Origin of the sequence: Nocardia cyriacigeorgica GUH-2, from assembly GCF_000284035.1 — a bacterium.
Lineage (GTDB): Bacteria > Actinomycetota > Actinomycetes > Mycobacteriales > Mycobacteriaceae > Nocardia > Nocardia cyriacigeorgica_B.
The window spans coordinates 1,861,502-1,888,379 of the sequence record NC_016887.1 but is presented as its reverse complement, the minus strand read 5'-3'; the positions used below and the strand labels follow the sequence as shown (position 1 = coordinate 1,888,379).

The 26,878-nt window shown below is 69.5% G+C and carries 26 protein-coding genes; 13 read left to right on the top strand and 13 right to left on the bottom strand.

What is annotated here, in order from left to right; translation table 11 throughout:
• Positions 1 to 175: 175 nt before the first annotated feature.
• The 4 genes from NOCYR_RS08525 to NOCYR_RS08510 all read right to left on the bottom strand — a co-directional run bounded on the left by NOCYR_RS08525 (position 176) and on the right by NOCYR_RS08510 (position 4,453).
• Positions 176 to 1,528, bottom strand: coding sequence for a bifunctional RNase H/acid phosphatase (locus tag NOCYR_RS08525; RefSeq protein ID WP_081505569.1), 1,353 nt, complete (start codon positions 1,526 to 1,528; stop codon positions 176 to 178).
• 38 nt (positions 1,529 to 1,566) lie between these two features.
• Positions 1,567 to 2,304, bottom strand: a complete 738-nt coding sequence (locus tag NOCYR_RS08520) for a zinc ribbon domain-containing protein (protein ID WP_014349950.1) — start codon at positions 2,302 to 2,304, stop codon at positions 1,567 to 1,569.
• A gap of 116 nt (positions 2,305 to 2,420) precedes the next feature.
• Positions 2,421 to 3,182, bottom strand: coding sequence for an ABC transporter permease (locus tag NOCYR_RS08515; RefSeq protein WP_014349949.1), 762 nt, complete (start codon positions 3,180 to 3,182; stop codon positions 2,421 to 2,423).
• Positions 3,179 to 4,453, bottom strand: a complete 1,275-nt coding sequence (locus NOCYR_RS08510; RefSeq protein ID WP_014349948.1) for a glycosyltransferase — start codon at positions 4,451 to 4,453, stop codon at positions 3,179 to 3,181. The genes NOCYR_RS08515 and NOCYR_RS08510 overlap by 4 nt, the downstream gene beginning before the upstream one ends.
• A 50-nt stretch (positions 4,454 to 4,503) precedes the next feature.
• Here NOCYR_RS08510 and NOCYR_RS28240 point away from each other — a divergent pair, with 50 nt between their 5' ends.
• Positions 4,504 to 7,068: a cytochrome P450 gene (locus NOCYR_RS28240; protein ID WP_014349947.1), complete on the top strand. Its 2,565-nt coding sequence runs from the start codon at positions 4,504 to 4,506 to the stop codon at positions 7,066 to 7,068.
• A gap of 26 nt (positions 7,069 to 7,094) precedes the next feature.
• On the opposite strand, the gene NOCYR_RS08500 is transcribed toward NOCYR_RS28240, so the two are convergent.
• Positions 7,095 to 7,715 (bottom strand): GlcG/HbpS family heme-binding protein, encoded by a 621-nt coding sequence (locus NOCYR_RS08500; protein ID WP_104361191.1) that lies wholly within the window; start codon positions 7,713 to 7,715, stop codon positions 7,095 to 7,097.
• Positions 7,716 to 7,880: 165 nt separating this feature from the next.
• Here NOCYR_RS08500 and NOCYR_RS08495 point away from each other — a divergent pair, with 165 nt between their 5' ends.
• The gene (locus NOCYR_RS08495) at positions 7,881 to 9,050 is read left to right on the top strand and encodes a sensor histidine kinase (protein ID WP_014349945.1); all 1,170 of its coding nucleotides are present in this window, start codon (positions 7,881 to 7,883) and stop codon (positions 9,048 to 9,050) included.
• Positions 9,047 to 9,682: a response regulator gene (locus tag NOCYR_RS08490; protein ID WP_014349944.1), complete on the top strand. Its 636-nt coding sequence runs from the start codon at positions 9,047 to 9,049 to the stop codon at positions 9,680 to 9,682. The genes NOCYR_RS08495 and NOCYR_RS08490 overlap by 4 nt, the downstream gene beginning before the upstream one ends.
• 6 nt (positions 9,683 to 9,688) lie before the next feature.
• Here the strand turns inward: NOCYR_RS08490 and NOCYR_RS08485 are convergent, their stop codons facing one another.
• From NOCYR_RS08485 to NOCYR_RS08475, 3 genes are all read right to left on the bottom strand, one after another.
• Positions 9,689 to 10,333, bottom strand: coding sequence for a hypothetical protein (locus NOCYR_RS08485; RefSeq protein ID WP_014349943.1), 645 nt, complete (start codon positions 10,331 to 10,333; stop codon positions 9,689 to 9,691).
• A 196-nt stretch (positions 10,334 to 10,529) separates the two neighbouring features.
• Complete coding sequence (locus NOCYR_RS08480; RefSeq protein ID WP_014349942.1) at positions 10,530 to 12,581, bottom strand: glycosyltransferase family 39 protein; 2,052 nt, start codon at positions 12,579 to 12,581, stop codon at positions 10,530 to 10,532.
• Positions 12,578 to 13,825, bottom strand: coding sequence for a bifunctional glycosyltransferase family 2/GtrA family protein (locus tag NOCYR_RS08475; protein ID WP_014349941.1), 1,248 nt, complete (start codon positions 13,823 to 13,825; stop codon positions 12,578 to 12,580). The genes NOCYR_RS08480 and NOCYR_RS08475 overlap by 4 nt, the downstream gene beginning before the upstream one ends.
• Positions 13,826 to 13,966: 141 nt before the next feature.
• Here NOCYR_RS08475 and NOCYR_RS08470 point away from each other — a divergent pair, with 141 nt between their 5' ends.
• The 4 genes from NOCYR_RS08470 (at position 13,967) to NOCYR_RS08455 (ending at position 16,086) form a co-directional block, all read left to right on the top strand.
• On the top strand, positions 13,967 to 14,725 hold the full coding sequence (locus tag NOCYR_RS08470; protein ID WP_014349940.1) for a class I SAM-dependent methyltransferase: 759 nt from the start codon (positions 13,967 to 13,969) through the stop codon (positions 14,723 to 14,725).
• Positions 14,726 to 14,797: 72 nt separating this feature from the next.
• Entirely contained in the window at positions 14,798 to 15,373 is a 576-nt protein-coding gene (locus NOCYR_RS08465; protein WP_014349939.1) for a dihydrofolate reductase family protein, read from the top strand.
• Between the two features lie 33 nt (positions 15,374 to 15,406).
• A complete protein-coding gene (locus NOCYR_RS08460) occupies positions 15,407 to 15,793 on the top strand; it encodes a DUF5313 family protein (protein ID WP_231856044.1) in 387 nt (128 codons plus the stop codon).
• Positions 15,790 to 16,086, top strand: coding sequence for an MGMT family protein (locus NOCYR_RS08455; RefSeq protein WP_048833181.1), 297 nt, complete (start codon positions 15,790 to 15,792; stop codon positions 16,084 to 16,086). The genes NOCYR_RS08460 and NOCYR_RS08455 overlap by 4 nt, the downstream gene beginning before the upstream one ends.
• Here NOCYR_RS08455 and NOCYR_RS08450 read toward each other — a convergent pair.
• Both NOCYR_RS08450 and cobC read right to left on the bottom strand, forming a co-directional pair.
• Positions 16,081 to 17,199, bottom strand: coding sequence for a Nif3-like dinuclear metal center hexameric protein (locus NOCYR_RS08450; RefSeq protein WP_014349937.1), 1,119 nt, complete (start codon positions 17,197 to 17,199; stop codon positions 16,081 to 16,083). The two genes, NOCYR_RS08455 and NOCYR_RS08450, sit on opposite strands and share 6 nt — an antisense overlap.
• 137 nt (positions 17,200 to 17,336) lie before the next feature.
• Positions 17,337 to 18,377, bottom strand: a complete 1,041-nt coding sequence (gene cobC, locus NOCYR_RS08445; RefSeq protein WP_014349936.1) for an Rv2231c family pyridoxal phosphate-dependent protein CobC — start codon at positions 18,375 to 18,377, stop codon at positions 17,337 to 17,339.
• 122 nt (positions 18,378 to 18,499) lie between these two features.
• Here cobC and NOCYR_RS08440 point away from each other — a divergent pair, with 122 nt between their 5' ends.
• Complete coding sequence (locus NOCYR_RS08440) at positions 18,500 to 19,000, top strand: low molecular weight protein-tyrosine-phosphatase (protein ID WP_167330482.1); 501 nt, start codon at positions 18,500 to 18,502, stop codon at positions 18,998 to 19,000.
• Complete coding sequence (locus NOCYR_RS08435; RefSeq protein ID WP_014349934.1) at positions 19,000 to 19,923, top strand: SURF1 family protein; 924 nt, start codon at positions 19,000 to 19,002, stop codon at positions 19,921 to 19,923. Before NOCYR_RS08440 ends, NOCYR_RS08435 begins: the two co-directional genes overlap by 1 nt.
• A 19-nt stretch (positions 19,924 to 19,942) precedes the next feature.
• On the opposite strand, the gene NOCYR_RS08430 is transcribed toward NOCYR_RS08435, so the two are convergent.
• Entirely contained in the window at positions 19,943 to 20,869 is a 927-nt protein-coding gene (locus NOCYR_RS08430) for a cobalamin biosynthesis protein (protein WP_048833180.1), read from the bottom strand.
• A 470-nt stretch (positions 20,870 to 21,339) separates the two neighbouring features.
• Here NOCYR_RS08430 and sigJ point away from each other — a divergent pair, with 470 nt between their 5' ends.
• Positions 21,340 to 22,299 carry an RNA polymerase sigma factor SigJ gene (gene sigJ / locus NOCYR_RS08425; protein WP_014349932.1) on the top strand — a complete coding sequence of 320 codons (960 nt, stop codon included), beginning with the start codon at positions 21,340 to 21,342 and terminating at the stop codon, positions 22,297 to 22,299.
• Positions 22,300 to 22,363: 64 nt separating this feature from the next.
• Here the strand turns inward: sigJ and ald are convergent, their stop codons facing one another.
• Positions 22,364 to 23,479, bottom strand: coding sequence for an alanine dehydrogenase (gene ald / locus NOCYR_RS08420; protein ID WP_014349931.1), 1,116 nt, complete (start codon positions 23,477 to 23,479; stop codon positions 22,364 to 22,366).
• Positions 23,480 to 23,669: 190 nt separating this feature from the next.
• Between ald and NOCYR_RS08415 the strand changes: the two genes are divergently transcribed.
• From NOCYR_RS08415 to NOCYR_RS08405, 3 genes are all read left to right on the top strand, one after another.
• The gene (locus tag NOCYR_RS08415) at positions 23,670 to 24,185 is read left to right on the top strand and encodes a gamma carbonic anhydrase family protein (RefSeq protein WP_014349930.1); all 516 of its coding nucleotides are present in this window, start codon (positions 23,670 to 23,672) and stop codon (positions 24,183 to 24,185) included.
• 168 nt (positions 24,186 to 24,353) lie between these two features.
• Positions 24,354 to 24,539 (top strand): hypothetical protein, encoded by a 186-nt coding sequence (locus NOCYR_RS08410; RefSeq protein WP_014349929.1) that lies wholly within the window; start codon positions 24,354 to 24,356, stop codon positions 24,537 to 24,539.
• A gap of 92 nt (positions 24,540 to 24,631) precedes the next feature.
• Positions 24,632 to 25,255: a TetR/AcrR family transcriptional regulator gene (locus tag NOCYR_RS08405; protein WP_014349928.1), complete on the top strand. Its 624-nt coding sequence runs from the start codon at positions 24,632 to 24,634 to the stop codon at positions 25,253 to 25,255.
• Positions 25,256 to 25,320: 65 nt separating this feature from the next.
• On the opposite strand, the gene NOCYR_RS08400 is transcribed toward NOCYR_RS08405, so the two are convergent.
• Positions 25,321 to 26,754, bottom strand: a complete 1,434-nt coding sequence (locus NOCYR_RS08400; RefSeq protein ID WP_014349927.1) for an acyl-CoA carboxylase subunit beta — start codon at positions 26,752 to 26,754, stop codon at positions 25,321 to 25,323.
• Positions 26,755 to 26,878: the final 124 nt, after the last annotated feature.

Genomic DNA, 26,878 nt, shown 5'->3' with positions numbered 1-26,878 from the left:
CCGCGATCCTCTAAATTCGACCAATGCAACCGGGATTCGCTCGCCAAAGTAATTGTCATGCGCAATTACGTTGGAGTTCGGCAGGATTCGCCGCGCACGCTGGGGATTAGCCAATCCTCCAAAACAACACGCCGCAGCCCGTGAGGGCACCCTATGTCAGTTGTTACCGGGCGACTTATAGATAGCTCGTATCGTTGACCAGCCGCACCGAGGACCCGCCGTCCGGGTAGAACTCGGCGACAGACAGCGACGCCAGGTCCAGATGCAGCCGGTAGAGCAGGGACGGACCGACCCCGAGTGCGAGTTGCAGCAGCGTCTTGATCGGTGTGACATGGCTCACGACAACGAGATTCGCACCGGGATAGAGCGCGACGAGATCGCGGCGCGCCGCTTCCACCCGCTCGCGCACCTGGTCGAAACTCTCCCCGCCCGGCGCCGGCAGCGACGGATCGCCGAGCCAGTCGGAGTGCAGTTGCGGATCGCGTGCGACCGCCTCGGCGAAGGTCAGCCCCTCCCAGTCGCCGAAATCGGTTTCGATGAGCCCCTCGCAGATCTGCATCGGCACTCCGAGCGCGGTCGCGGCGGCCTCGGCCGTTTCCTGGGCCCGGCCCAGCGGTGAGGAGATCACCGCGGCGATATCGCCCTTGGCGGCCAGCATCTTCGCCGCCCGCGCCGCTTGTTCGCGGCCGAGCGCGGTGAGCGGTGGGTTACCGCGGCCAGAGTAGCGGCGTTCGATCGACAGCTCGGTCTGGCCGTGACGCAGCAGCAGGAACCGAGTGGGTCGACCGCTCAGGCCGGTCCAGCCGGGCGGTGGTTGCTTGGCCGTCACGAGTGGTTCGCGCGCCCTTTGCGAAGTCGTCGCCGAAGTTTCGCCGGGCGGCGAGGCTTCGCGCACCTCATCGATCCAGCTCGGCGCCTCGCGTTCGATGCCGACGGCCGAACCGGCGTCGGAGGATGCCGAAGCACCGCGGGAGGTCTCCTTGGCGTCGGCGTCCGTTGCCGATTCGGGTGAGGGCGCCACGGTGGGATCGACCTGGGCGCCTTCGTGCCGACCGGCGCCGCCGAGCGCGGTCGGCGCATGACCCGCCTCGCGCGCGGTGCGGACCTCGTCGACCAGCCCGCCATCATCCATGGCGACATTGGCCAGCCGGTCCGCGTGCGCGTTCTCCGCGCGCGGAATCCACTGGAAACTCACCCGATCGAACCCGGCGACCAGGCGTTTTGCGCGGTCGGCCAGCGGGATCATCGCCGCGTGCTTGACCTTCCAGCGGCCGGACATCTGCTCGACCACCAGTTTGGAATCCATCCGCACCGACACCTCGCGGGCGCCGAGTTCGGCGGCGGCTTCCAGGCCCGCGATGAGGCCGCGGTATTCGGCGACGTTGTTGGTGGCGACGCCGAGGTATTCCATCCGTTCGGCGAGGATGCGGCTGTGGCCGGCGTCGAAGACGACCGCACCGTATCCGGCGGGCCCCGGGTTGCCGCGCGAGCCGCCGTCGGCCTCGACGATCACCTCACGCACCGACACCACCGCCACCTCCTCGCTTCGAACTCACCGGCTCCGGCTCACAGACCCGACTCTTTGGTCCGGACCATGATCGCGCCGCACTCCGGGCAGCGCACCACGACCTCGGGTGCGGTCTTGGCGATGCGGGCGATCTCGCCGCGATCGAGTTCGATCCGGCAGGCGCCGCAGCGGCGGGCTTGCAGCAGGGCGGCGCCGACACCGTGCTGCGCGCGCTGGCGGTCGTAGATGGCCAGCACCTCGTCGGGGAAGGCGCCCACCAGCTGCGCGCGGTCGGCGTCGCAGCGGTTCTGCGCGACGTCCAGATCGGCCAGCGCCTCGTCGCGGGCGCGCTTGGCGGTTTCCAGGTCCTCGTCGGCCTTGCTGAGCCGGGCGCCGGCGTGGTCGTGGTCGGCGGCGGAGGCCTCGCGTCGCTCCATCACCTCGAGCAGGTCGTCTTCGAGCACCGAGCGGCGCCGCTCCAGGCTGCCGAGTTCGTGCTGGAGTTCCGACAGCTGCTTGGCGCCGACCGAACCGGAGGTCAGCATGGCGCGGTCGCGTTCCTCGCGCTTGCGCACGGCCTCGATCTCGCCCTCGAGTTTGCGGATGTCGCGGTCCAGGTCGTCCAGCACGATCTCCACGGCCACCGCGGCATCTTTGTGCGCGTTGCGTTCGGTTTCGAGCCGGTCGACCTCCTGCTGCTCGGGCAGTACCGTGCGCCGGTGCGCGATACGGGTCAGCTCGGCGTCGACGGCGGCGAGCTTCAGCAGCTTGGCCTGGATCGGTGGTTCGACATTCAACGCGGACAAACTCCTGACAACGCTGTGGACGGATAGAAGCTCAACCGTACCGCGCCGACCAGCCGATACCGGCCACCCGTTGGGATCGGTCACGAACCGGGCCGGGACCGGGCTCCTCAGCGGCGGGCCAACGCCGCGAACTGCGCGCTCGCGCCGGCGAAACCCAAGGCCCCGAGTCCCACGCACCACGCCACCGCGACGCCGGCGTGCGCGCTCGCCCCGGTGCCGTCGAGCAGCCCGCGCACCGTCTCCACCACGGGGGTGGCCGGCTGGTGTTCGGCGAAGCCACGCAGCCACCCGGGCATGGTGGAGGTCTGCACGAACGCGCTGGAGATATAGGGAATGAACATGATCGCGTAGGTAAGCCCGCCGGCCGCCTCCGGATTCTTGGCGACCAGGCCGAGCGCGACGGCGATCCAGCACACGGCGGTGACGAACAGCGCGATCATCAGTGCCGCCGCCAGCCACCCCAGCGGGCCGGCCTCGGGCCGATAGCCGAGCACCACCGCCACCGCGACCGCGATCGCGATGGCGATCATGTTGCGGACCACGCCCTCGGCGACGTGCCCGGCCAGCACCGCCTGCCGGAACATCGGCAGGGTGCGGAACCGGTCGACGCTGCCGTTGGTCATATCGGTGGAGACGCCGGTGGCGGTGATCGAGGAGGCGAACCCGGCGCACAGCAGCATGATGCCCGGCACCACATAGTCCAGATACGGTCCGCCGACATTGATCGCGCCGCCGAAGACGTAGGTGAACAGCAGCATAATCAGGATCGGCATGAGCAGCGAGATGATCAGCGTGTCCCGGCTGCGCAGCGTCTTGCGGGCGCTGCGCTGGAACATGGTGGCCGTATCGGCGAGAACGTGCCCGATCACCGGCCCGCGGCCTCGATGACGTCGGCGGCGCGGGCACTCGCACCTTCGGTGATCAACGTGGACGCGAACTCGCGCGCCCGGGCCCGGTGTTCCGGAGTGAGCACCGACCGCAGTTTCTCCTCGAGCGCCTGCGCGGTGAGCCGGGTGAACCGCAGATGCGCGCCGACGCCGAGCCGCTCCACCTGCCCGCCCCACATCGGCTGCTCGAACGACACCGAACACACCAGCGTGGGTAGTCCGGCGCGCAGGCTTTCGAACAGCGTCCCGATCCCGCCGTGATGCACCGCCGCCGCGCAGCGCGGGAACACCACATCGTGGGCGAACGGGCCGACGACCTTCACATGCTCGCCCACCTCGGCGTCGACGTCGAGATCGCTCCACCCCACACTCACCAGCGCCCGCACGCCGAGCCGCGCCGACACCTGCGACACCATCGCCAGCACCGAGGCCATATCGCGGATCGGCATGCTGCCGAAGCCGAAGAACACCGGCGGATCACCGGCGTCGACCCAGGCCAGGATGTCGTGGTGATCGCCGGCGAGCTCACCGACGGCGGCGCGGGTCTGCTGATCGAGGGTGAGGAAGCCGGTGAACGGACGCCGCTCGCCCCATTCCTGCGCCAGCCCGGGCACCAGCGCCGGATCGTAGATCTGGATCTCGGGCACCTTGGCCTTGGCCAGCACCGCGGCCGTACTGGCCCAGGAGTTCGGCAGGCCGAGCCGCCCGCGCAGCTCGTTCAGATAGCGCGCGAACACCACCCGGCGCAGATTCTCGGCCAGCACCCAGGTGGTGCGGTTGATCACCGCGGGTGGATTCCAGTGCGGCGGCAGCGCGCCGGGAAACGGATACCGGCCGGTGTAGCGGCACGGGTAGTAGTGCAGGCTCACCAGCGGAACATCCATCGCTTCGGCCACCGACGCGGCGCGATCTTCGGTGACGGTGGTCGCGACGATCAATTCGGCATCGGCGCACACATCGATGACTTCCTGATTCATCTGCGCCGCATACCCGGCCATCTGCCGCCCGACCAGCTGCATCAACCGGAACGTGCTGCCCGCCGCCAGGGCCTGCTGCCCCTCGGGGGAACTGTAGAGCTGCTGGATATCGGGACCGCACGCGCGCGCGGTGAGCCCGGCGTCGGTGACGAAATCGACCAGATTCGGTGGGGCACCGATGAGCACATCGTGCCCGCGGCCTTCGAGTTCGCGACCCAGCGCGACGATCGGCTGCACGTCACCACGGGTTCCCGTGAGAGGAATGGCAATCTTCACTCGCGCTTCTTTCGGTGCGTCCGGTCCTGCTGCCTCGGTACAGTGACATTGTGCACATCGCGTTGTTCACCGATTACCACCCGGCCACGCTCGGTGGGGTGCAGACGGCGGTCGATTCGCTGTGCCGTGGGCTGGAAAACGCGGGTCATCGGGTGACGCTGTTCGTCGCGCCGCTCGCGGGCGCGCGTGTGCAGACCGCACCGAATGTGGTGGAGCTCGAGGCCGCCCCGCTGGCGGTCAACGGTTTCCCTATGGTGCTGCCCAGCAAGCGCAACGCGCGCCGCATCGATGACGCGTTCGCCGCTCGCGGCCCGGTCGATGTGGTGCACACCCACACCACCTACGGCGTCGCCATCGCGGGTATGAAAGCCGCACGGCGGCATCGTCTTCCGCTGGTGCACACGGCGCAGAGCCGCGACGACGCGTTCATCGAGCACACCTCCCCCGCACCGCTTCCGGCGGCGCTGGCCCTGCGGGCGCTGCACGGACGTTTCGTGCCGCATCGCCATCACATGCCCCATCGTGCGGAAAGCCGTGCGGCACGCCAGGCCTGGTGGACGATCTCGGCGCAGGCGCAGGCCGCCGACCGGGTGATCGCGCCGACCCGGCATTTCGCGGATCTGCTGGCCGATCACGGTGTCACACGGCCGATTCGGGTGGTGTCCAACGGCGTCGACGACTCGCTGGTCGACCATCGTTCCGGCGCGGATTACACCCATGCCGAATCCGGTCCGTTGCAGTTGAGCTGGTGCGGGCGGCTGTCAGCGGAGAAGCGGCCGCTCGAGGCGATCGAGGCGGTGCGCCGGGTGCCGGACTGCACGTTGGACATCTACGGCGAGGGCGACCAGCGTGACGCCGCCGCGGCCGTCATCGCCGAGCACGGGCTCGGTGATCGAATCCGATTGCACGGCAGGGTCACTCAGGCCGAATGCTTGAATGCGATGGCCAAGGCGGATGCGCTGCTGTTCCCGTCGTCGGATTTCGACACCCAGGGGATGGTGCTGCTGGAGGCGGTCGCGGTCGGGCTGCCGGTCATCTATTGCGATCCCGCGCTAGCGGAATCGGTGCCGGCCGGTGGCGGGATCCGCACCGCTGATGCGTCGGCGGCCGCCATCGCGGACACGGTGGCGCGGCTGGCGGGCGAACGTGCGGCGCTGGCCGAGATGCGCGCCGTGCAGTCCAAGCACAGCGATGGTGTGCGGCAATCGCGGCAGGTCGGTGCGGTGATCGAGGTGTACCGGCAGGCCATCGACGGGGTCGCGGCGAGCCCCGAGCAGGTGATGCCGCGCAGCCTGGCCGAGATACCCACCGCGCCCGGCGCCCTCCCACTCGTCGGCCACAGCCTGCGCGCACTGCGGGACGCGCCCGGATTCGTGACCTCGCTGTCGGAACTCGGCCCCATCGTGCGGTTGCACTTCGGCCAGAAGACCGGCTACCTGCTCACCACTCCCGATCTGGTGCGCGAGGTCGGGTTGGGTGAGGCGGAATTCAACCGCGAAGACCTGCGCGAGGCGATCAAGGACGTCGCCGGTGGTTCGGTGAACGTCCTGCGCGGCGCCGAACACAAACTGCGCCGCCGGATGATCGCCCCCGCGCTGCGGCAGAGCCGGCTCGCCGAATACACCAGGGCCGCAGCCGATATCGCGGAGGAATGGTCGTCGGGGTTGCCGTCGGGCACCACGGTGAATCTGATGGACGAGGCGCACGGACTTGTGCTCGACACCGTATCCGCCACCCTGTTCAAGGCCAGTTTCAGCGATTCGGCGCGGCGCGAGATCCGCGACAATGTGCCGTGGCTGCTCAGCCAGGTCATCATCCGCACCGCCATGCCACCGCAGATCCGCAGGCTCCGGGTGATCGCGAACTGGCGGTGGGAACGCAAATCCCGGCATCTGCGCGGCGCCATCGGCGACGTCATCGCCGAATACCGCCGCCGCGACGAAGATTTCAACGATGTGGTGTCGGCGCTGATCCGGCACCGCGACGCCGAAACCGGCGCCACCCTGTCCGACGAGCACATCATCGACGAAGCGATCCTCATGCTGGCCGGCGGCGTCGGCTCGATGGCCTCACTCGCCGGGTGGCTGTGGCACGAGGTGATGCGCAGGCCCGAGGTGGCCGAACGGCTCTACCGCGAACTCGACGAGGTCGTCGGCTCCGGACCGGTGCGCGCCGAACACATCAACGCCCTGCCCTACCTCAAGCAGATCGTGGCGGAGACGATTCGCTTCTGGGGTCCGTGGATCAGCGCCGCCACCGCCGACGGCGACGTCACCATCGGCGGCGTCACCATCCCCGACGGCACCGCGGTCATGTTCAGCCCGTACATGGTGCAGCACGACAAGCGCTACTACCCCAACCCCGAAGCCTTCGACCCCGACCGCTGGTCCCCCGCCCGCGCCGAGGAGATCGACAAGAAGTCGAGCCTGTCGTTCGGCGTCGGCCGGCGCCGCTGCCTCGGCGACCACTTCGCCATGCTGGAGATCACCCTCGCCTCGGCCGCGTTCTTCGCGCGGTGGAAGCCGACGCCCGACCCGGATTATGTGGTGCGAGCGTCGAATCGGGATTTCGTGCTGTCGCCGTCGGCATTGCCGGTGACGCTGACGCCGAGGTAGGCCGGCTACAACGCGGGTGGCGCAGGTCAGTCGCGCAGCGTCGCCGCGCCCGCCTGGGCGAACTTCTCGTCCAGATCACCGCTGGGCGCACCGGCGACACCGATGCCGGCGATCGACGTGCCCTCGACGGCCACCGGGGCGCCGCCGCCCAGGAACAGGGTGCCGGGGATGTCGGCGAGGTGCGGCGCGGAGTCCAGGCGCTCGGCCAGCTTCGAGGTGGCGGCGTTCCAGGAGACGGCGGTGTAGGCCTTCTTCTCGGCCGACTCGTAGGACTGCGGGCCGGCGCCGTCACCGCGCAGCGTGACGATGGTGTTGCCGTTGCGGTCCACCACGGCGACGCTGACGCGCTGATTCTCTTTGCGGGCGGCGTCGAGGGCGGCCTGCGCGGCCTCGGTCGCGGCGTCGATGGTCAGGTGCGTGCTGTGGGTGAGGTTGCCCGCGGCCGCGTTCACCGCGACCGGCGCCACCTGCACCGGCTGCGGTGCATCGGCATTGACGGAGACGATGCCGACGGTGCCCGCGGCGATGGCCGCCACGGCGGCGCCGCCGATGGCGATGCGGGTGCGGGTGGCCACGGAAGTACGGGTGTTGCGCGAGTTCATGGAGTTCTCCTCGTCCGGGTGAACGGCGGTCGCCATTCGGTTCATCACCAATCCTCGGCGTCGGCCAGGGGTTTGCCATCGGCTCCGCGGCTCGGGTTGCGCGGCCGTCCGGCCGACACGGGGGTCATCCGATCGGTTGACCGCGCTGACGTCGACCGCACGGCAGAATGAATGTGTTTGCCCAGTTCGACGCGCGTAGAGGAGGTGGCGGTGCCGGAGATCTCCACGACCGATCCCGGCGAGGAACGCGTGCTCGCCATCGTCATGCACGCCACCTTCTATGTGTTGCTGGGCGCCTCGCTGGCCCGGTTCCTGATCCGGCATCCCGGCAGTCCGCAATCCGGCTGGGTGCTCGCGCTGTCCGGGGTGCTCGCGCTGCTGTATGTGGCGGGCGCGCCGCGCGGCAGGCGGGGGCTGGTGTGGTTCGCGCTGCTGGTCGCCTGCTGGGCGGTGCTGGTGGTACTCGCGCCCAGTTTCGCCTGGTGCGCGGTGCCGTTGCTGTACACCGGTTTTCGCATTCTTTCCGTGCGCGTCGCAGTCGTCCTGGTGGTGGTGCTGACCGGGCTGGTGGTGCTCACGCAAGTGCGGTTGGCAGGCTGGGGTGATCCGAATCTATTGCTCGCACCGCCCGCGGTGGCGGCGGTGACCACGGCGTTGTTCGTGCAGATGCGCCGCCAGACCGTGCGGCAGGCCGCCCTCATCGACGATCTGCTGCGCACCCGTCAGGAACTCGCGGCCACCGAGCGCCGGGAAGGCACGCTGGCCGAACGGCAACGGCTCGCGATCGAAATCCACGACACCCTGGCGCAGGGGCTGTCCAGTCAGCGCATGCTGCTGCAAGCCGCCGACCGGATCTGGGACAGCGATGCCGAACGCGCGCGCTCGCATGTGCGCACCGCTGCCACCATCGCCGAACAGAACCTCGCCGAAGCGCGTCGCTTCGTGCACGATCTCGCGCCCGCCGATCTCGCCGCCACCGGGTCGCTGGACGCCGCGCTGCGCACGCTGGCCGAACGCGAGAACTCCGACGAACTGGCGGTGCGCTGCGTAATCGACGGCACGCCGGTGCGGCTACCCGGCCGGATCGAAGCCACGATGCTGCGGATCGCGCAGGGCGCGCTGGCCAATATCCGCGAACACGCCGCCGCCCGGACCGCCACCCTGACCCTCACCTACCTCGACGATCAGCTGCTGCTCGACATCGCCGACGACGGCCGCGGCTTCGATCCCGCCACCGCCGGCGGTTCCGGCCGCGATCGCGGCTACGGGCTACCGGCCATCCGGGCCCGCCTCCAGCAGCTCGGCGGCACCCTGACCATCGAATCCGCGCCCGGCGAAGGCGCCGTACTCTCGGCCGCGATCCCCCTGGAGCGAGCATGACGAATCCGACTGTGCGCCTGCTGATCTGCGATGACCACGTGGTGGTCCGGGCCGGCCTGCGGGCGCTGCTGGACAGTGCGCCCGATATCGACGTCGTCGGTGAGGCGGGCAGCGGCGCCGAAGTGGTGGCCATGGCCGGGGCGCTGCACCCCGACGTGGTGCTGATGGATCTTCAGCTCGGCGGCGAATTCGACGGCGTGGAAGCCACCCGCCGGATCACCGCGCTGCCCGAACCGCGCCCGCACGTGCTGGTGCTCACCACCTTCGACACCGACGCCGACATCACCCGCGCCATCGCCGCCGGCGCCACCGGCTACCTGCTCAAGGCCGAGCCGCCGGAGGAACTCTTCGCCGCCATCCACACCGCGGCCGCCGGCCACACTGCCCTGTCGGCGCCGGTGGCCGGCCGGGTCATGGCCCGCATGCGCGACCCGCGCCCCGGCCTGACCGCCCGCGAATCCGACATCCTCGCCCAGCTCGCGCACGGCCTCGGCAATCGCGAGATCGCCCGCGCCCTGCACATCAGCGAAGCGACGGTGAAGACCCACCTCGGCCGCATCTACGCCAAACTCGGCGTGGACACTCGGGCGGCCGCGGTTGCCGTCGCCAAGGAGCAGCGGCTGCTCGGCTGAGCCCGATCACGCGGCGGTGGCGTGCTGGACGATGACACTGCCGAACGAGTTGCGCACGTTCACCTGCACGACGTCCTCCTCGCGCTGCGGCTTCTCGACCGCCTCCATCAGGTTCTGCACCGTGCCACACAGGGCTTTCGTCTTCAGCCGCGCCGCGCTGCCCGGGCGGATGCCGACCTCCACGGTTCCCATCGACGTCTCCAGTTCCAGCACGCCGCGCGCGGCCTCGCCGATCCGGATGCTGCCCATGTCGGTTTTCGCCTTTACCGAACCGCGCGGACGTTCGACGGTGATGTCGCCGGCGGCCACCTTCAGGTCGCAGTCGCCGAACTCGCCGGTGCCGAGCACCCGGCCGGCCGCCACCCGGCCACTGAGCCGCGAACCTGCGGGCACGTCGATGCTCACCTGGATCGAGGTGCGGCCGCCGCGGCGGAGCAAGGTCTGCCACCCGCTGGGCTCGTGCACCGTCAGCTTGCCCGCGGCGTAGTCGATCCGGATCTGCTCGGCGGCGCGCACATCGTCCTTGCGGTCCGGATCGGTGGGCCGGACCTGCACGACAGTGTCGGTGCGGTCCGAGGCGGTGACGAAGACGTCACCGCAGTTCACGGCGATATCGACGGCGATCGGCTCGGGGGTCTGGAACGTGTGCATGAGTTCTCCTCGGTGTGCTTCCATCCGCTGGTCGTTATACGTAGATGTATACGTACAACTGGCGGCTGACACCGACTATACGTAGATGTATACGTACACGCAAGGTCGCCTTCCCTTCTGCCCACCAACGGAGCGCGATTTCGGCCGCCGACATGGACGATCGGCCCAGCTCCGAGTAGGAGCCGGGCCGATCGGGTCAACTGGTGAGGTCGTACACCGCCACGCCGTCGACCACGGCGGCGGTGAAGTTCTCCTGCACCCACGCCGCGATGCGCGCGCTGTCGGAATCACCCGATCCGGGTCCTCCTCGATTGCCGCCGAGGAAGTAGTGAATCTTCCCCTCGGCGACGTACTGCTGGAACTGCTCGAGCGTCGGCGAAGGATCGGTGCCGTTGAATCCGCCGATCGGCATCACCGGCAGTTCAGTGGCCAGTTGGTACCCGGCGGCGCTGTTGGAACTGACGGTCGCCGCCATCCAGGTGTAGGTCGCACCGTTCTGTTCGAGCAGCGCGACCAGCTCCGCGCCCGGTTCGCTCGCGCCCATCACGCCACCTGCGGGCCCACCCCGCATTCCGCCGAATCCGCCACCGCCCGACGGTTGTCCGGCCGACGCATCGCCCGCTACTGCGCCACCTGCCATGCCCTGCGCCGACCCGGTGCCGTCGAAGGTGCCGGCGGCATCGGGCGCCATGGCGCCGCCATCGGTTCCGGGCGGCGGCCCGAGCCGTCCCTCGTCGCCGAACCGCATGCCACCGGGCCCGCCCATACCGCCGGTTGCGGGGCCGGCAGTCGGAATCGCCCCGGTGTGAGCCGAATTCACGGTATCGACCGTGTAGGCCACCGGGCCGGACAGCGCAACGACTCCCGCGAGCGCGGCGGCACCCAGCGCCGGTTTCGCCGGCAGAGGCATCACGCCCGCCACTGTCACCAGCACACCGAGGGCCAGCACCACCCACCGCAACCACGGCACGAAATCGGCGGTGCGCGACAACAACATCCATGCCGTCGCCGTGGTGAGGCCGACGGCCGGCGCGGTGCAGACCCGAATCCACCACCGTGAACGGTTGCGCCAGGAAATCTGCGCCCCGATCCCGACCAGCGCGGCGATCGCCGGTGCCAGCGCCACCGTGTAGTACTGGTGGAAGATTCCGGCCATAAAACTGAACACCAGCCCGGTGACGAGCAACCAGCCACCCCACAGGATCAGCGCAGCACGCTTGGCGTCGGTCCGGGCGGCGCGACCACGCACCAGCAGTCCGGCCACCAGCGCGACCAGGGCAGCCGGGATCAGCCACGCGATCTGCCCGCCCTGCGCGGTATCGAACATCCGCCCGATCCCGGTACTGCCCCACATCCCGTTGCCGCCGGGCGGCAGCTCACCACCCGGGCCGACACTGCCGGTCTCGTCACCGTTGAGCCGGCCGAGCCCGTTGTATCCCAGGGTCAATTCGAGAATCGAGTTGTTGTGTGAGCCACCGATCCACGGTCGCTCGGATTCCGGCCAGAGTTCCACCGCCAGCAGCCACCAGCCGGCCGCCACCAGCATCGCGGCGCCGGCAGCGAATAGTTGCGCGATCCGGGTACCCAGTCGCGGCGGGCCCGCGATGAGATAGGTCAGGGCGAGGGCGGGGACGACCAGCAGCACTTGCAGCTGCTTGGCCAGGAATCCGAGCCCGATGAACGTGCCGGTGAGCACCAGCCAACGCCACCGGCCGTCTTCGACCGCACGCAGCATCGCCCAGGCCGCGGCGACCATCAGCAACACCAGTAGCGCATCGGGGTTGTTGAAGCGGAACATCAGTGCCGCAACCGGAGTGACCGCGAGCGCGAGACCGGCGATCAGCCCGGCCGGCGCGCCGAAGGAGCGCCGGACAGACGCCCACACCAGCGCGACGGTGGCGACCCCGAGCAGCACCTGCGGGACCAGCATGCTCCAGCTGTTCAACCCGAACAGCCGCACCGACAGCTCCATCAGCCATAGCGACCCAGGCGGCTTGTCCACGGTGATGGAGTTCGCGGCGTCGGAGGAGCCGAAGAAGAACGCTTTCCACGACACCGAACCCGCCTGCACCGCAGCCGAATAGAAGGAGTTCGCCCAACCGTTCGCACTGAGGTTGTACAGATAGCCCACACCGGTGCCGACCAGCAGCAGTACCAGTGCGGGATACTCCCAGCGGTGACGCCGGGCGGGCGTCGATTCCGTGGGCGCGACCGCAGTCGATGGCGTCGCTGTCGTCGTGATCGTCATCGAGTCACCACCTTTCGACGAGAACGTGCCGCCGGATCGCGGAATATCCAGCGCAGTCCGACGAACCGGGCCAATGTCGCCACCAGGTTCGCGCCGACCAGGACGAGCAATTCGAGCTGAACGGGTGCCGCCGGCGCCCCCCGGTGCAGCGCGAACAGCGAGCCGCTGGTCACCATCAGGCCGAATGCGAAGATCAGCAGCCCTTGGAACTGGTGGGTGATCATCCCGGATGTTCCGCGCACCCCGAAGGTGAACGCCCGGTTGGCGGCGGTATTGGCGATCGCGGTGAGCACCAGCGCGACGAAGTTCGCCACGTGCGCGCCGGCCAACGGCTGCGCCAGCAGATACAGCACCATGTAGGCCAACGTCGAGCCGGTGCCGATGATCGCGAACCGCACCAGCTGCCCCACCATGCCCAGCGGCACACCCGGCACCAGCGGCTCTCTACCCACAGCACGACGCAACTCCGGCAGCGGCAGCGCGCCGGTGGCGAGTTCCCGGCCCAATCGCCAGATGCCGAGCAGATCCTTGCGTGCGGTGTCGACGATGTCGACGCGACTGTCCGGATCGTCGATCCAATCCACCGGCACCTCGTGAATGCGCAGGCCCGCGCGTTCGGCGAGCACCAGCAGTTCGGTGTCGAAGAACCATTCACCGTCACGCACCAGGGGCAGCAATTCACGCGCCATGTCGGTGCGGATCGCCTTGAATCCGCACTGCGCATCCGAGAAGCGCGCCCGTAGCGAGGCTTTCAGCAGAAGGTTGTAGCAACGGGAGATGATCTCGCGTTTCGGTCGACGCACCACCCGGGCCGCGGCATCGAGCCGGGTGCCGATCGCCAGATCGGAATGCCCCGACACCAACGGCGCGACCAACGGCAGCAGCGCGTTCAGATCCGTGGACAGATCGACATCCATATACGCGACGACCTGCGCATCCGAACGAGCCCAGGCCGCACGCAGCGCCCGCCCGCGCCCCTTCACGGCAAGGTGCACCACCTCGACGCCGTCGAGTTCCTCCGCCAGCAGCCTTGCCACCTGCAAGGTCGCATCGGTGCTCGCATTGTCGGCGATGGTGATCCGCGTGGGGAACGGAAATCCGCCGCGCAGGAACTCGTGCAGCCGGCGCACACAGACACCGAGGTCGGTCTCTTCGTTGTAGACGGGAACGACCACGTCCAGCACAGGTGCCGGCGCGGCGTTCGCACTCTCCGCCGTCTCGGCGACGGCCACGATTTCGGTCATGCGCCCACACTCATGGCCCACGCTGGGGCCACCCTGCGCCTCGGCTGGGAGGTTGCTGGGAACCGTGCACACGCCGGGTCGAGTGCCGGCTCAGGGGCTAATAGTGTCGCTCCATGCGTGCGCACCGTGAATGATGCTGGTATGCGGCGAACGTTCGAGGAGTTGGTGGCCGAAGCGAATGCCGCCCCGGTGGCGGGCTGGGACTTCTCCTGGCTGGACGGTCGCGCCACCGAACAGCGGCCGAGCTGGGGCTATCAGCGGGTGATGAGCGGCAAGCTCGCCGAGGCGACGGCGGCGCTCGACATCCAGACCGGCGGTGGTGAGGTGCTGGCCGGCGCGGCGAAACTGCCCTCGGTGATGGCGGCGACCGAGTCGTGGCCGCCGAACCTGGCCAAGGCCACGCGGCTGCTGCGCCCGCGCGGCGTCGTGGTGGTCGCCGACCCCGACGAACCACCATTGCCCTTCGCCGATGCCGCCTTCGACCTCGTCACCAGCCGTCATCCGGCTACTGTGTGGTGGAGTGAGATCGCCAGGGTCCTCGAGCCCGGCGGCACCTACCTCGCCCAGCACGTCGGCCCGGCCAGCGTTTTCGAACTGGTGGAGTATTTCCTCGGCCCCCAGCCGGAGGACATCCGCCGCAAACGCCATCCCGACGACGAATGCCGTGACGCCGAGGCAGCCGGCCTGGACGTCACCGACCTGCGCGCCGAACGCCTGCGCATGGAGTTCTTCGACGTGGGCGCGGTGATCTATTTCCTGCGCAAGGTGATCTGGATGGTGCCGGGTTTCACCGTCGCCGCCTACCACGATCGCCTCCGCGAACTGCACGACAAGATCGAGACCGAGGGTCCGTTCATCGCGCACTCGTCGCGGTTCCTCATCGAAGCGCGCAAGCGGTGATCGGCGATTAATTCCACTGCGGTGTCCCGTCTGAATCCACAAGAGCAGACCGACCGGCACCGAGGAGCGATCATGACGACCACCTACACCTTCGATGTTTTTTCCAGCCTGGACGGCTACGGCGGCGTGAACGGTGGCGACTGGGGTGGATACTGGGGCAAACAAGGCCCTGAGCTGCTCGAACATCGTCTCTCGCTGTACAACACCGACCAGCGGATGGTGTTCGGTGCCAACACCTATCGCACTTTCACCGAACTGCTGGCGTCCGGGGTCGAGGAGGTGGAAGATCCGTGGGTGAGCCGGATGTGGAACCTGCCGGCCACGGTGGTGTCCAACACGTTGACCGGGCCGCTGGATTGGCCGGATGCGACCGTGGTGCCCGGTGACGCCGTCGATGTCGTCGCCCGGCTCAAGGAGGAATCGGACGTGCCGCTGCGCTCGCACGGCAGCTTGTCGATGAACCGCGCGCTGATGGCGGCCGGTCTCGTCGACCGCCTCCAGGTGACGATCTTCCCCGTCATCACCGGCAAGACCGGCGACGATTCGATCTTCGACGGTGCCGACGACTTCGACCTGGAGCTCATAGAATCCCGAACCCTCGACGGCAACATCCAGGAACTCGTCTACCGCCCTACCCTGCACCCCTGACCCTGCCCGATGCCCCGGGGATACGCTCGGTGGGTGACCAGCACCCCGGCGACCCCGAGCGTCGTGCAGCGGATTCGCTATATCTGCGGCGCGACGCTTCCTCCGGCTATGCACGACTGGGTGCTCGAGGACCTCACCGGTCCGGGCGCCGCCCGCCGGTATCTGACCCGGATTCTGGTGCCGATTATCGTGCCGCTGTGCCTGTTCCTGCTGATCCCGGGACCGCTGTGGATGGGGTTGGCGATGATGGCGTTGCTGTATCTGCCGTTGATCTACTTCACGGTCGCGTTGATGTATGTGTACCGGCGGCATCGGCTGGCCAAGCACGGGCTCGATCCGGCGCTGGCCGATGTGCGGGAGCGGCAGAAGGGGGCCGCCGAGCGGGAAGCCTACGAACGGCGGCACGGGCGGAACAGATGAGCCTGGTGGACGACGTTCGCGAGGCGGTTCTCGGCATCGCGCCCGGGTCCGTCGCGTCCTACGGCGATATCGGCCGGGCGATCGGCGCGCACCCACGTCAGGTGGGGCGGGCGATGAGCCTGCTCGACGAGGGTGTGCCGTGGTGGCGGGTCGTCCATGCAGATGGGACGCCCGCCACATGCCATGGCGGGTCTGCGCCGGAATTGCTTGCCCGGGAAGGTATTCCGATGCGGGGGGCGCGGGTGGACATGGAACGTGCCCGTCAGCGGGGCGGATCCGCTTCTATCTCATGACGCCGACACAGTCCACGGGTCCGTTCGCAACGCGGACACTCGCGTCTCCAGATCCGGAAGCGATGCTCGCACAACAGATTCGGCCTGCGCACACCACGGGAACTCGGTGGCCCAGTGCGCGGCGTCGATCAGCGCGGGCCCGTGCCGGCGCAGGTGTTCATCGGCGGGATGGTGGCGCAGGTCGGAGGTGAGGTAGGCGTCGACTTTGCGGCGGGTGACGGTATCGAGATACGAATCACCCGCGCCGCCGCACACCGCGACGGTCTGGATCATCCGGTCGGGATCACCGGCCGCACGCACACCCCACGTCGTCTTCGGCAGCGCGGCGGCGGCCCGGGCGGTGAAGGCGCGCAAGGTTTCCGGCTCGGGCAGGGTGCCGATGCGGCCGATGCCGAGACTGCCGGGCAGCGGCGCGCGTTCGGTGAGATGGAAGGCCGGTTCTTCATAGGGATGGGCGGTGCGCAGCGCGGTGAGGACGGCGCTGCGTGCGGCGGGCGGTGCGACGAGTTCGATGCGATCCTCGTCGACGTACTCGATCTCACCGATGACGCCGATGGCCGGCTCGGCACCCTCCATCGGCCGGAACTGGCCGACACCCGACACCTTCCAGGCAGCCTCCCGATACTTGCCGCTGCCGCCGGCCCCGGCCGCGAACAGCGCCGCGAGTACCCGATCGGTATCCGTGCGCGGCACCTGCACCACCCACTTGTCGACGGCCGCAGCCGGTTTCGGATCCAACGGCCCGGTAACTGTCAGGCCGAGCGCTTCGGCGAGCGCATCGGACACACCCGGATCGGCCGAGTCGGCATTGGTGTGCGCGCTGAACAAGGCGCAACCCGAACGGATCAGCCGATGCAGCAGCGCACCTTTCGCAGTGTCGGCGGCGACGGTGTCCACCCCGCGCAGCAGCAGCGGATGGTGCACCACGAGCGCTTGCGCACCCCACTCGATCGCCTCGTCGACGACGCCCGCGGTGGCGTCGACGGCGAAGACCACCCGCCGCACCGCCTCTCCCGGATCGCCGCACACCAGCCCCACCGAATCCCACGATTCGGCCAGCCTCGGCGGGTAGGCCGCATCCAGCACCTCGATGAGTTCCGCCAGCGTCGTCACCGCTCAACCTCCATCGTCCGACTCGATCTCAGCCATCTTCCCGTTGCGCCGGACCCACGTCACCGGCAGCCCCGCCGCACCCGCGGTCCCGTCCGACCGGGCCGGATCGACGGAGAGCCGGGCCGACAGTGCTCCGATCAGCACGCACCCGCCGCGTCCCGGATCGCCGCCACCAGTCGATCGACGTCGGCGGCCCCGCGGACCGCGAGCCGCAGATGGTCGGCGCCCAGCCCCGGAAAAGTGTCCGCGCGGCGTACTGCTATCCCATTGTCCGCCAAGTGTTTACGCAGCAGCACACCATCACCCACCTGAATGAGCAGGAACGGGCCGGACGCCGGTATGTGCACGCTGACACCGAGGGCGGTCAGCCGGTCAACCATCGCGGCGCGCTCCTGGGCGATCTGCTCGGCCTGCGCGTGGGTCTCGGCAAGCGCATGCGGGTCGGCCGTCGCCGCGATCGCTTCCAGCTGCAAGGTCCCCAACGGCCAATGGGGCCGGCCGTGGGCGAGGCGGGCGAGCAGGTCGGGGGCACCGAGGAAGTACCCGCAGCGCAGTCCGGCCAGCGCCCAGGTCTTGGTGAGGCTGCGCAGCACGAGCACATCGGGCAGGGATTCGGCGGCCAGCGATTCGGGTTCGCCAGGGACCGCGTCGGCGAAAGCCTCGTCGACGACAATGACGCGACCCGGCCGGCGCAGGGCACGCACAGTGTCGGCGGGGTGCAGGACCGAGGTGGGGTTGGTGGGATTGCCGAGGACCACCAGATCGGCGTCCTCCGGGACCTGCTCTGGGTCCAGCCGGTAGGGCGGCGCCAGCACCACCCGCGTCACCGCGACACCGGCCTCCCGCAAGGCCAGCTCCGGCTCGGTGAAGGATGGATGCACGACCGCCGCCAGCCGGGACGTCAGCCGGGGCAGCATCGCGAAACCTTCGGCGGCGCCGGCCAGCAGCAGGACCTCCTCGGGTGTCCGGCGGTGCCGGGCGGCGACCGCGGTCCTGGCGTTCAGCTCTTCCTCGGCGCTCGGATACCGGCCCAGCTCGTCGAGGCGAGCGGCGAGCCGGGCCCGCAACCACTCGGGCGGTGCCTCGCCCCGCACGTTGACCGCGAAGTCGAGCAGCCCGGGCCGCGCCTCCACATCGCCGTGGTGGCGCAGGAGGTCGAGGTCGATGCGGTCGGACACGTCATCACACCCTACGGGGCGGCGGAGACCGGGATTGCCCAGTCGGTCGTTTGACCGATCCGGCAGGTCGGTACCTTGGTTTGCGTGTTGTTCATGGTGTGCGCTTCCCACGGAGATCGGTGATGTCGGAGCAGCTCTCTTTGGTGTTCGTGTGTACGGGCAACATCTGCCGTTCGCCGATGGCGGAGAAGATCCTCGCCTCGCATCTCTACCGGGCGGGGCTGGCCAATCGCGTCCGGGTCAGCAGCGCGGGCACCACGGCCTGGCATGTCGGTGCCGACGCCGACCCGCGCACCAACGCGACGCTGCGCAGGCACGGCTACCCGACCGGTCATGTCGCGGCAGTCTTCGGTGACGGGCACCGCGACGCCGACCTGGTCATTGCCCTGGACACCGGCCACGACCGCGAACTCGCGCAGCTGGGCATCCCGGCCGAACGGCGCAGGCTGCTGCGCAGCTTCGACCCCGACGCCGACGGCCCGGACGTCCCCGATCCGTACTACGGGCCCGACTCCGGTTTCGAGCTGGTCCGCGATCAGATCGAAGCCGCCATCCCCGGCCTGCTCGACTGGGTGCGCCTGGCGCTGGCCGCCCCGCAACCGATAGCCGACGGAGGACGCTGATGCGCCGGTTGGCGTTTCTGCTGCGACCCAGCTGGCTGATCCTGGCCGTGCTGGTCGCCGCCTTCGCCTACCTGTGCTTCACCGTGCTGGCCCCGTGGCAGCTCGGGAAGAACACCGATACCTCCGAACGCAATCAGCTGATCGCCGAATCGGTGGACGCCGAGGCCGTCGATGTGACCACCGTGTTCGACGGTGATGCGACCGAATGGCGGCGGGTCATCGCCGAGGGCAGCTATGTCCCGGATTCGACAGCGCTGGTGCGGTTGCGTCATCTCGACGGCGCGCCCGGTTACTCGGTGCTCGCCGCGTTCCGGCTGACCGACGGCCGCGTCCTGCTGGTCGACCGTGGTCTGGTCGGCGCGGTCGAGGGCTCACGTCCGCCGCAGGTCGCGCAGCCACCGGCCGGAACCCAGCGCATCGAGGCCCGGATCCGGCATTCCGAAGGCGTGAGCGCCGACAAACTGCCGACCGAACAGGACGGTTACCGCCAGGTCTACTCGATCGACACGGGCCAGGCCGCCACCGTCCTGCAACTGCCGATCACCCCGCTGCCCACCGGCGAACGCGGCGGCTACCTGCAGCTCACCGAGAACCAGCCCGGCGCCTTCACCCCCACCCCACTCCCCCAGCTCGACGCCGGCCCCTACCTGTCCTACGGCCTGCAATGGCTGGCCTTCGGCATCATGGCGCCACTCGGGCTCGGCTACTTCGTGTGGGCGGAGATCCGGGAACGCCGCAAGGAACGTGCGGCGAACGCGGCAGCGCCGTCGGAGGCCGTCGCGGCCGGGCCACCCGCCGAATCCGGTGAGACATCGAGCGACACCACCTCGTCCCGCAGTAGCGCGCCCACTCCCGCCCAGCCGCCGGAACGGGTCTCGAACGAAGCCCGGCTCGCCGACAGGTACGGCCGCTCACGCAAGTAGGCTCCGCCCGCTTCGGCGCTCACCGCCACCGCGGACGGATCACCGAAACGCCGGCGAGAACGAGCACCGCGGCCAGCTGCACCGCCTCCGACATTCGGACCGCCCGGCGTAGATCGGGCACGGTGGGCGCCGGGCCGTCGCCGAGCACAGGCCGCATCTCGGTGCCGTGCCGGTACTGGGTGGCTCCGCCGAGTCGGACGCCGAGCGCGCCCGCCATCGACGCTTCCACCACGCCCGCGTTCGGGCTGGGATGACCGGCCGCGTCCCGGCGCCACGCCCGCCAGGACCGCGCGGGCTGCCCGCCGATCAGCGGTGCGAGCGCCACGGTGAGCAGGCCGGTGAGGCGGGCGGGGGCGAGGTTGGCGAGGTCGTCGGTGCGGGCGGCGGCCCAGCCGAAGCGGTGGTAGCGGTCGTTGCGGTAGCCGATCATCGCGTCGAGAGTGTTGATCGCGCGGTAGCCGAGTAGCCCGGGCACGCCGGCCACGGCACCCCAGAACAGCGGCGCGACGGTCGCGTCGGAGGTGTTCTCCGCGATCGATTCCAGCGCGGCGCGGGCGAGTCCGTCCGCGTCGAGTACTTCGGGGTCACGGCCGCACAGCGACGGCAGCAGCGCCCGCGCACCCGCGATATCGCCGGACTCCAGCCGTTCGGCCAGCTGCTGCCCCGTCCGCGCCAGGCTGCGACCGCCGAGCACCGTCCACGTCGCCAGCGCCGTCGTGAGCACTCCCCCACGCCCCAGCGCCACACCCGCCCCCGTCACCGCGCCGACGAGCACCGCTTCGTGCACCACCCCGGCGGCCCGCCGATCCGCGTACGTCACCGACTCCAACGCCAGTGCCGCCGAACCGAATCCGGCCACCGGATGCCAGCGCCGTGGATCGCCGAACACCCGGTCCAACGCGAACCCCAGCAGCAACCCCGCCGCCCTCGACCCAGCCCTACGCACCCCGCGACCCTAACCAGCGCGACCGGTGACCGATCCACCAGGTCACACCGCCCGGACCACCGACCCCGTCGCTGCGCGCAACAACGCCGGACCAGCGACCTTCCCGTGCGCCACCGGCGGAGGTCTCACCCCACAGATCCGCTCCACCCGCAACAGCGACGCTTCGGCGATCGGCAGCTGCCGGCGAACCGGCCGAGGACCGCGCACCGTTGCGGTGCGGAAGCCGTGGTGCCGGCGGCGGGTCCAGGCAGCCTCGGCCAGGTGGGCGGGGACGGCGTCGCGGTCGGCCGAACCGCTCGAGGAGAAGATTCGGCGGGTTCTCGCGGTCCGCGGAAGAAATCGCGCACCAGCAACGCTGTAGGCCAATGCCGTGCCGGGCGGATGTCACACTCGACCGGCCCGCGTCGTCACCACGACGACAGGAACTCCAACCGCCCGGCACCCGGGCCGCAGACCAGAACGGGAACGCAGTGAGTATCGACAACCGCGGCGAGCGCATCGATCAGGCCGAACTGGCCCGGCGTTTCGAGGAACATCGGCCCTATCTGCGCCGCCTCGCCTACAGCACGCTCGGCAGCATCACCGACGCCGAGGACGTGGTGCAGGAGGCGTGGCTGCGGTTGCAGCGGCAGCACGAATCCGGCGACGTCGCCGAGATCGAGAACCTGCGCGCCTGGCTGAGCACCGTGACCGGCCGGCTGGCCCTGGATTACCTGGGTTCGGCGCGGGTGCGGCGCGAGCAGTACGTCGGCGAATGGCTGCCCGAACCGACCGTGGTGGACTGGGACGATCCGGCCGACAAGATCAGCCAGGACGAACGCGTCACCATGGCACTGCTGGTGGTGCTGGAATCGCTGTCGCCCGCCGAACGCACCGCCTTCGTCCTGCAGGACGTGTTCGGCATGACCGGCCCCGAAGTCGCCGAGGTGGTCGGCCGCACCCCGGCGGCGGTGCGCCAGCTCGCCTCCCGCGCCCGCAAACGCGTCGAGGACGGCACACCGCGCTTCCCCGCCTCACCGGACGAGCACGAGAAAGTGGTGTCGGCCTTCGCTCTGGCCTGGCGCTCGGGCGATATGAGCGCGCTGCTCGGCGTGCTCGACACCGGCGTCACCCTGACCGCCGACGGCGGCGGCAAGGTGCCCGCCGTGCGCAAGCCGGTCACCGGCGCCGAACTCATCGCCAAGCTGCTGCTCGGCTGGTACAGCTCGCCCTCGGCGCGCTCGTGGGGCCGCATGGTGCTCGTCAACGGCCGCCCCGGCCTGGTGGTCTTCGACGGCACGCACACCGGCGTGTTCTCCTTCACCGTCGACGCCGGCCGCATCACCGCGATCGACGTCATCCGCAACCCGGACAAGCTGCACGACGTCCCGGACTCGGGCGAGCCCTGGTTCCTTCCCGCATCCGGGAATGATCTGCAGGCGACGGACTGAGACAGCGCGGGGCAAGCCCCGGCACATCGCAGCGCTCGCGGGCCGACAACCCGAACGGACAGGTTCAGCCCGCGAGCCCCACTCGGCGAACAGTCGAATACCCGTGTGCCGCCGCGACTTCCGGCGACAGCAGCCGCCCGGCATCAGCGGTGAGCCCATGGGCCAGCCCCGGGTCGGCGGCGCAGGCGGCCTGCCAGCCGTTCGCGGCGATGGCACGAATATAGGGCAACGTCGCGTTGGTGAGGGCGACGGTGGCGGTGTGCGGGACCGCGCCCGGCATGTTCGCGACGCAGTAGTACAGCGAATTCGCCACCCGGAAGGTCGGATTCGCATGCGTGGTGGGACGCGAACCGGCGAAGCAGCCGCCCTGATCGATGGCGACGTCGATCAGGACCGAACCGGGCCGCATGCCCGCGACCAGCTCGCGCGACACCAGCTTCGGCGCCCGGGCACCCGGCACCAGCACCGAACCGATCACCAGATCGGCGGCGAGGACGGCGCGTTCGACCTCGGCGGCATTGGACGCGATGGTGCTCAACCGGCCGTCGAAGCGGGCGTCCAGCTCCCGCAGGCGGTGCAGATTGGTGTCGAGCACGCTGACCTTCGCACCCATACCGACCGCGATCGTCGCCGCGTTGGTGCCCGCCACCCCGCCCCCGAGCACCACCACGTCCGCGGGCCGGACCCCGGGCACACCGCCCAGCAATACCCCCGCACCACCCAGCGGTGCCATCAGGTGATAGGCCCCGACCTGGGTGGCCAGCCTGCCCGCGACCTCACTCATCGGCGCGAGCAACGGCAGCGTGCCGTCGGCGGCGCGCACGGTCTCGTAGGCGATGGCGGTAATCCCCGAGCGCAGGATCGCGTCGGTGCATTCGCGTGAAGCCGCCAGATGCAGGTAGGTGAACAGCACCTGCCCCTCCCGCAGCCGGTGATATTCCGGCGCGATCGGCTCCTTCACCTTCAGCACCAGCTCCGACGACGCCCACACCTCGTCCGCGTCGGGCACCAGCCGGGCACCGGCCTTCGCGTAGTCGGCGTCGGGAAAACCCGATCCCTCCCCGGCCCCGGCCTGCACCAGCACCTCGTGGTCGCGCCCGGTGAGGTCCGCGGCGCCCGCAGGCGTCAGGGCCACCCGGAACTCCTGCTCCTTGACCTCCCCCGGCACACCGATCCTCATACAGCCATCGTGGCCCAACCGGACCGCCGTTGCCATGAAGCCGGCGCCGATGTCGCAACCTGCTGGCAACCGGGCGCGTGCCGGCCTCCGATTCTGATCATGTCGCCCAGCTGCGCGGGGCCGGTGCATCGCTGCGATCCGCCCGGACGGCCCGGCCCGGCCCCGGCCGCGACCCGCTAAGTTCCTCCCCATGAGGATTGAAATCGACGGGATCGCCCCCGAGGTCGACGAAACCGCCTTCATCGCGGTGAACGCCACGCTGATCGGCCGCGTCCGCATCGCGGCCGAAGCCAGCATCTGGTACAACGCGGTGCTGCGCGGCGACGGCGAGCAGATCACCATCGGCGAGCGCAGCAATATCCAGGACGGTTGCGCGGTGCACACCGATCCCGGTTTCCCGGTGGTCGTCGGCAGCGGAGTTTCGGTGGGGCACAACGCGATCCTGCACGGCTGCACCGTGGAAGACGACGTCCTGATCGGCATGGGTGCCACGGTGCTCAACGGCGCCGTCATCGGGGCGGGCAGCCTGATCGCGGCCAATGCGCTGATCCCCGAGGGCGCGCAGATTCCGCCGGGTTCGCTGGTCGCCGGCGTGCCGGGCAAGGTGCGGCGCGAGCTGACCGAAGATCAGCAGAATGGCATTCGCCTGAATGCGCTCGCCTACCTGCACCACACTGGGACGCACCGCAACGCCAAGGTGCTGTGATACCCGCCACACTGATCAAGCGTCCAGTAGGATCCGCTGCTAGCATTTTTGGCAGCGCGCCCGCCTGATCGGGCTCTCCCGCCGACTCCGACCGACCCACCGTTTCGGTTCCCGGTGCTCAGGCGAGCCCGCGTGGTGACGGCGCGCTGGCGAGCAGGAGGTAAGTCCGTGGCGTACAAGCAGTCCAGTATGCACCGGCCTAAGGGGCGGATCAGTGTGGCCGATATCGCGGCCCAACCGGGTGGTATCGAGGCGCTCCAGCGTCGCGTGCACGAATTACGTTCCAGCGGGGTGGATTTCGCGGCCAACGCGATCGAAAAGGAAATGGCCGAATTCGACCTGCCCCGGCAGTGACGCACGCGGGTGCGGGGACCGGCGCATAATTGCGGCAACGAACGCACCGCCGCGACGGCCGTGATGCCGTGCGCCGTCCCCGTGGAGTCTCGATGCCGACCGTCCCGCCCATCTTGCAGCGCATACTCGACAAGCCGGCCGCCGACAGCGAAAAGCTGCTGGAGAGCGCGCTGTCGGCGTTCCTGGATTTCGGGATCAAGCGCACCAGCATGGGTGAGATCGCCCGTCGCGCCGGGATCAGCCCCGCCACCCTCTACCGCCGTTTCGAATCGAAGAACGATCTGGTCGAAGCGGTGAGTGTGCGTGAGGCGCAACGCTTCGTCGCCGATATCGACGCCCGCGTGCGCACCGTCGAGGGCACCGAGAACCAGCTGGTGGAGATCTTCGTCGCCTTCATCGCCGCCATCGCCCGCAACGAACTACTCCGCCGACTGTTGCGCACCGAACCGGAACTGATCCTGCCCCGGCTCACCACCGAGGCCGGCCCGGTCCTGGCCGTCGGCCGCGGCTATCTGGCCGGCAAGCTCCGCGAACTGCGCGATGCCGACGCCGACGCCGATTTCGACGCCGACCTGGTCGCCGAGATCATGGCGCGACTGGCCCAGTCCCTCGCCCTGACCCCCGACGGGCTCATCCCCCTCGACGACGAAGACGCCGCCCGCGCATTCTCCCGCCGCACCCTGCTGCCCATGATCGGCGTCCGCCCGAGCAGCTGACAGACGCGAACAGGCACCGGATCGCTCCGGGGCCTGTTCGTGGTCTATCGAATCGTGTCAGCCGATCACAGCGGAATGTTCTTGTGATGGCTCTTGCGCGCCGGCGCGGCGGCCAGCGCGGCGGCGATGATGCTGCGGGTCTTGGCCGGGTCGATCACCTCGTCCACCACACCGATCGCCAGCGCACGCTCCACACCACCGGCGATGGCCTCGTGCTCGGCGGTCAGCCGTTCGTGCAGCGCCTCGCGCTCCTCCTCCGGCGCGGCGGCCAGGGCCTTCTTGTGCAGAATGCCGACCGCGGCCTTGGCGCCCATCACGGCCACCTCGGAGCCCGGCCATGCGTACACGGCGGTCGCGCCGAGCGCGCGGGCGTTCATGGCGATGTAGGCGCCGCCGTAGATCTTGCGGGTCACCAGGGTGACGCGCGGGACGCGGGCCTCGGCGAAGGCGTGCAGCAGTTTGGCGCCGCGGCGCACCACGCCCTCCCACTCCTGGCTGACGCCGGGCAGGTAGCCGGGAACATCGGTGATGACGACCAGCGGGATCCCGAACGCATCGCACAACCGCACGAACCGGGCCGCCTTCTCGGCGCTCTCGGAGTTCAGGCAACCACCCAACCGCAGCGGATTGTTGGCCAGCACACCGACGGTGCGCCCGCCGAGGCGGCCCAGACCGGTCACCATCGAGCGCGCGTAGCCGCCCTGCAATTCCTCGAAGCTGGATTCGCCGTCGACATTGTCGAGCAGCTCGTGCACCAGCGGCTTGACGTCGTAGGCCCGCTTGGCCGACTCCGGCAGCATCGCCTTGAGGTCCACATTGCCGTGCTCGGCCGCGACCAGATCGAATTCGCCCTGTTCGGCGAACATCGACACCAGCCTGCGGGCGCGGTGCAGGGCGTCGGCCTCGTCGTCGGCGACGATGTGGGTGACACCGGACTTCTTGCCGTGGGTCTCCGGGCCGCCCAGGGTGGCCATGTCGACCTGCTCACCGGTGACGCTGCGCACCACGTCCGGACCGGTCACGAAGACCCGGCCCTCCGGCGCCATGATCACGATGTCGGTCAGCGCCGGCCCGTAGGCGGCGCCACCAGCGGCGAATCCGAGCACCACCGAGATCTGCGGCACGAGACCGGAGGCACGGACCATGGCCTCGAACACCAGGCCGACCGCGTGCAGGGCCTCGACACCCTCGGCCAGCCGGGCGCCACCGGAATGCCACAGGCCCACCACCGGGATCCCGGAGTCGATGGCGGTGTCGATGGCGTCGACGATGTGCTTGCAGCCCTCGACACCCATCGCGCCACCCATAACGGTGGCATCCGAGCAGTAGGCCACGGTGCGCACACCGTCGACCTCACCGATCGCCGCCAGCACGCCGGACTTGTCGCGCGGATGGAGGGGAAGAATGGTGCCGGGATCGAAGAATCGCTGGAGCCGGCCCAGCGGATCACGCGGATCTGTGGCGGTGTCCTGCTGATACGCGGGTGCCAAGATAGTCATCGCGTTCTCTCCTCAATGATTGGCGGCCGCGATCGCAGCTGCGGATGTCGAGGGCCCGGCGGGGGTCGAGCCATTCAGTTGGCCAACCCCCACCGGGTTCGTTCGAGCAGTCGGACGGGTCTGG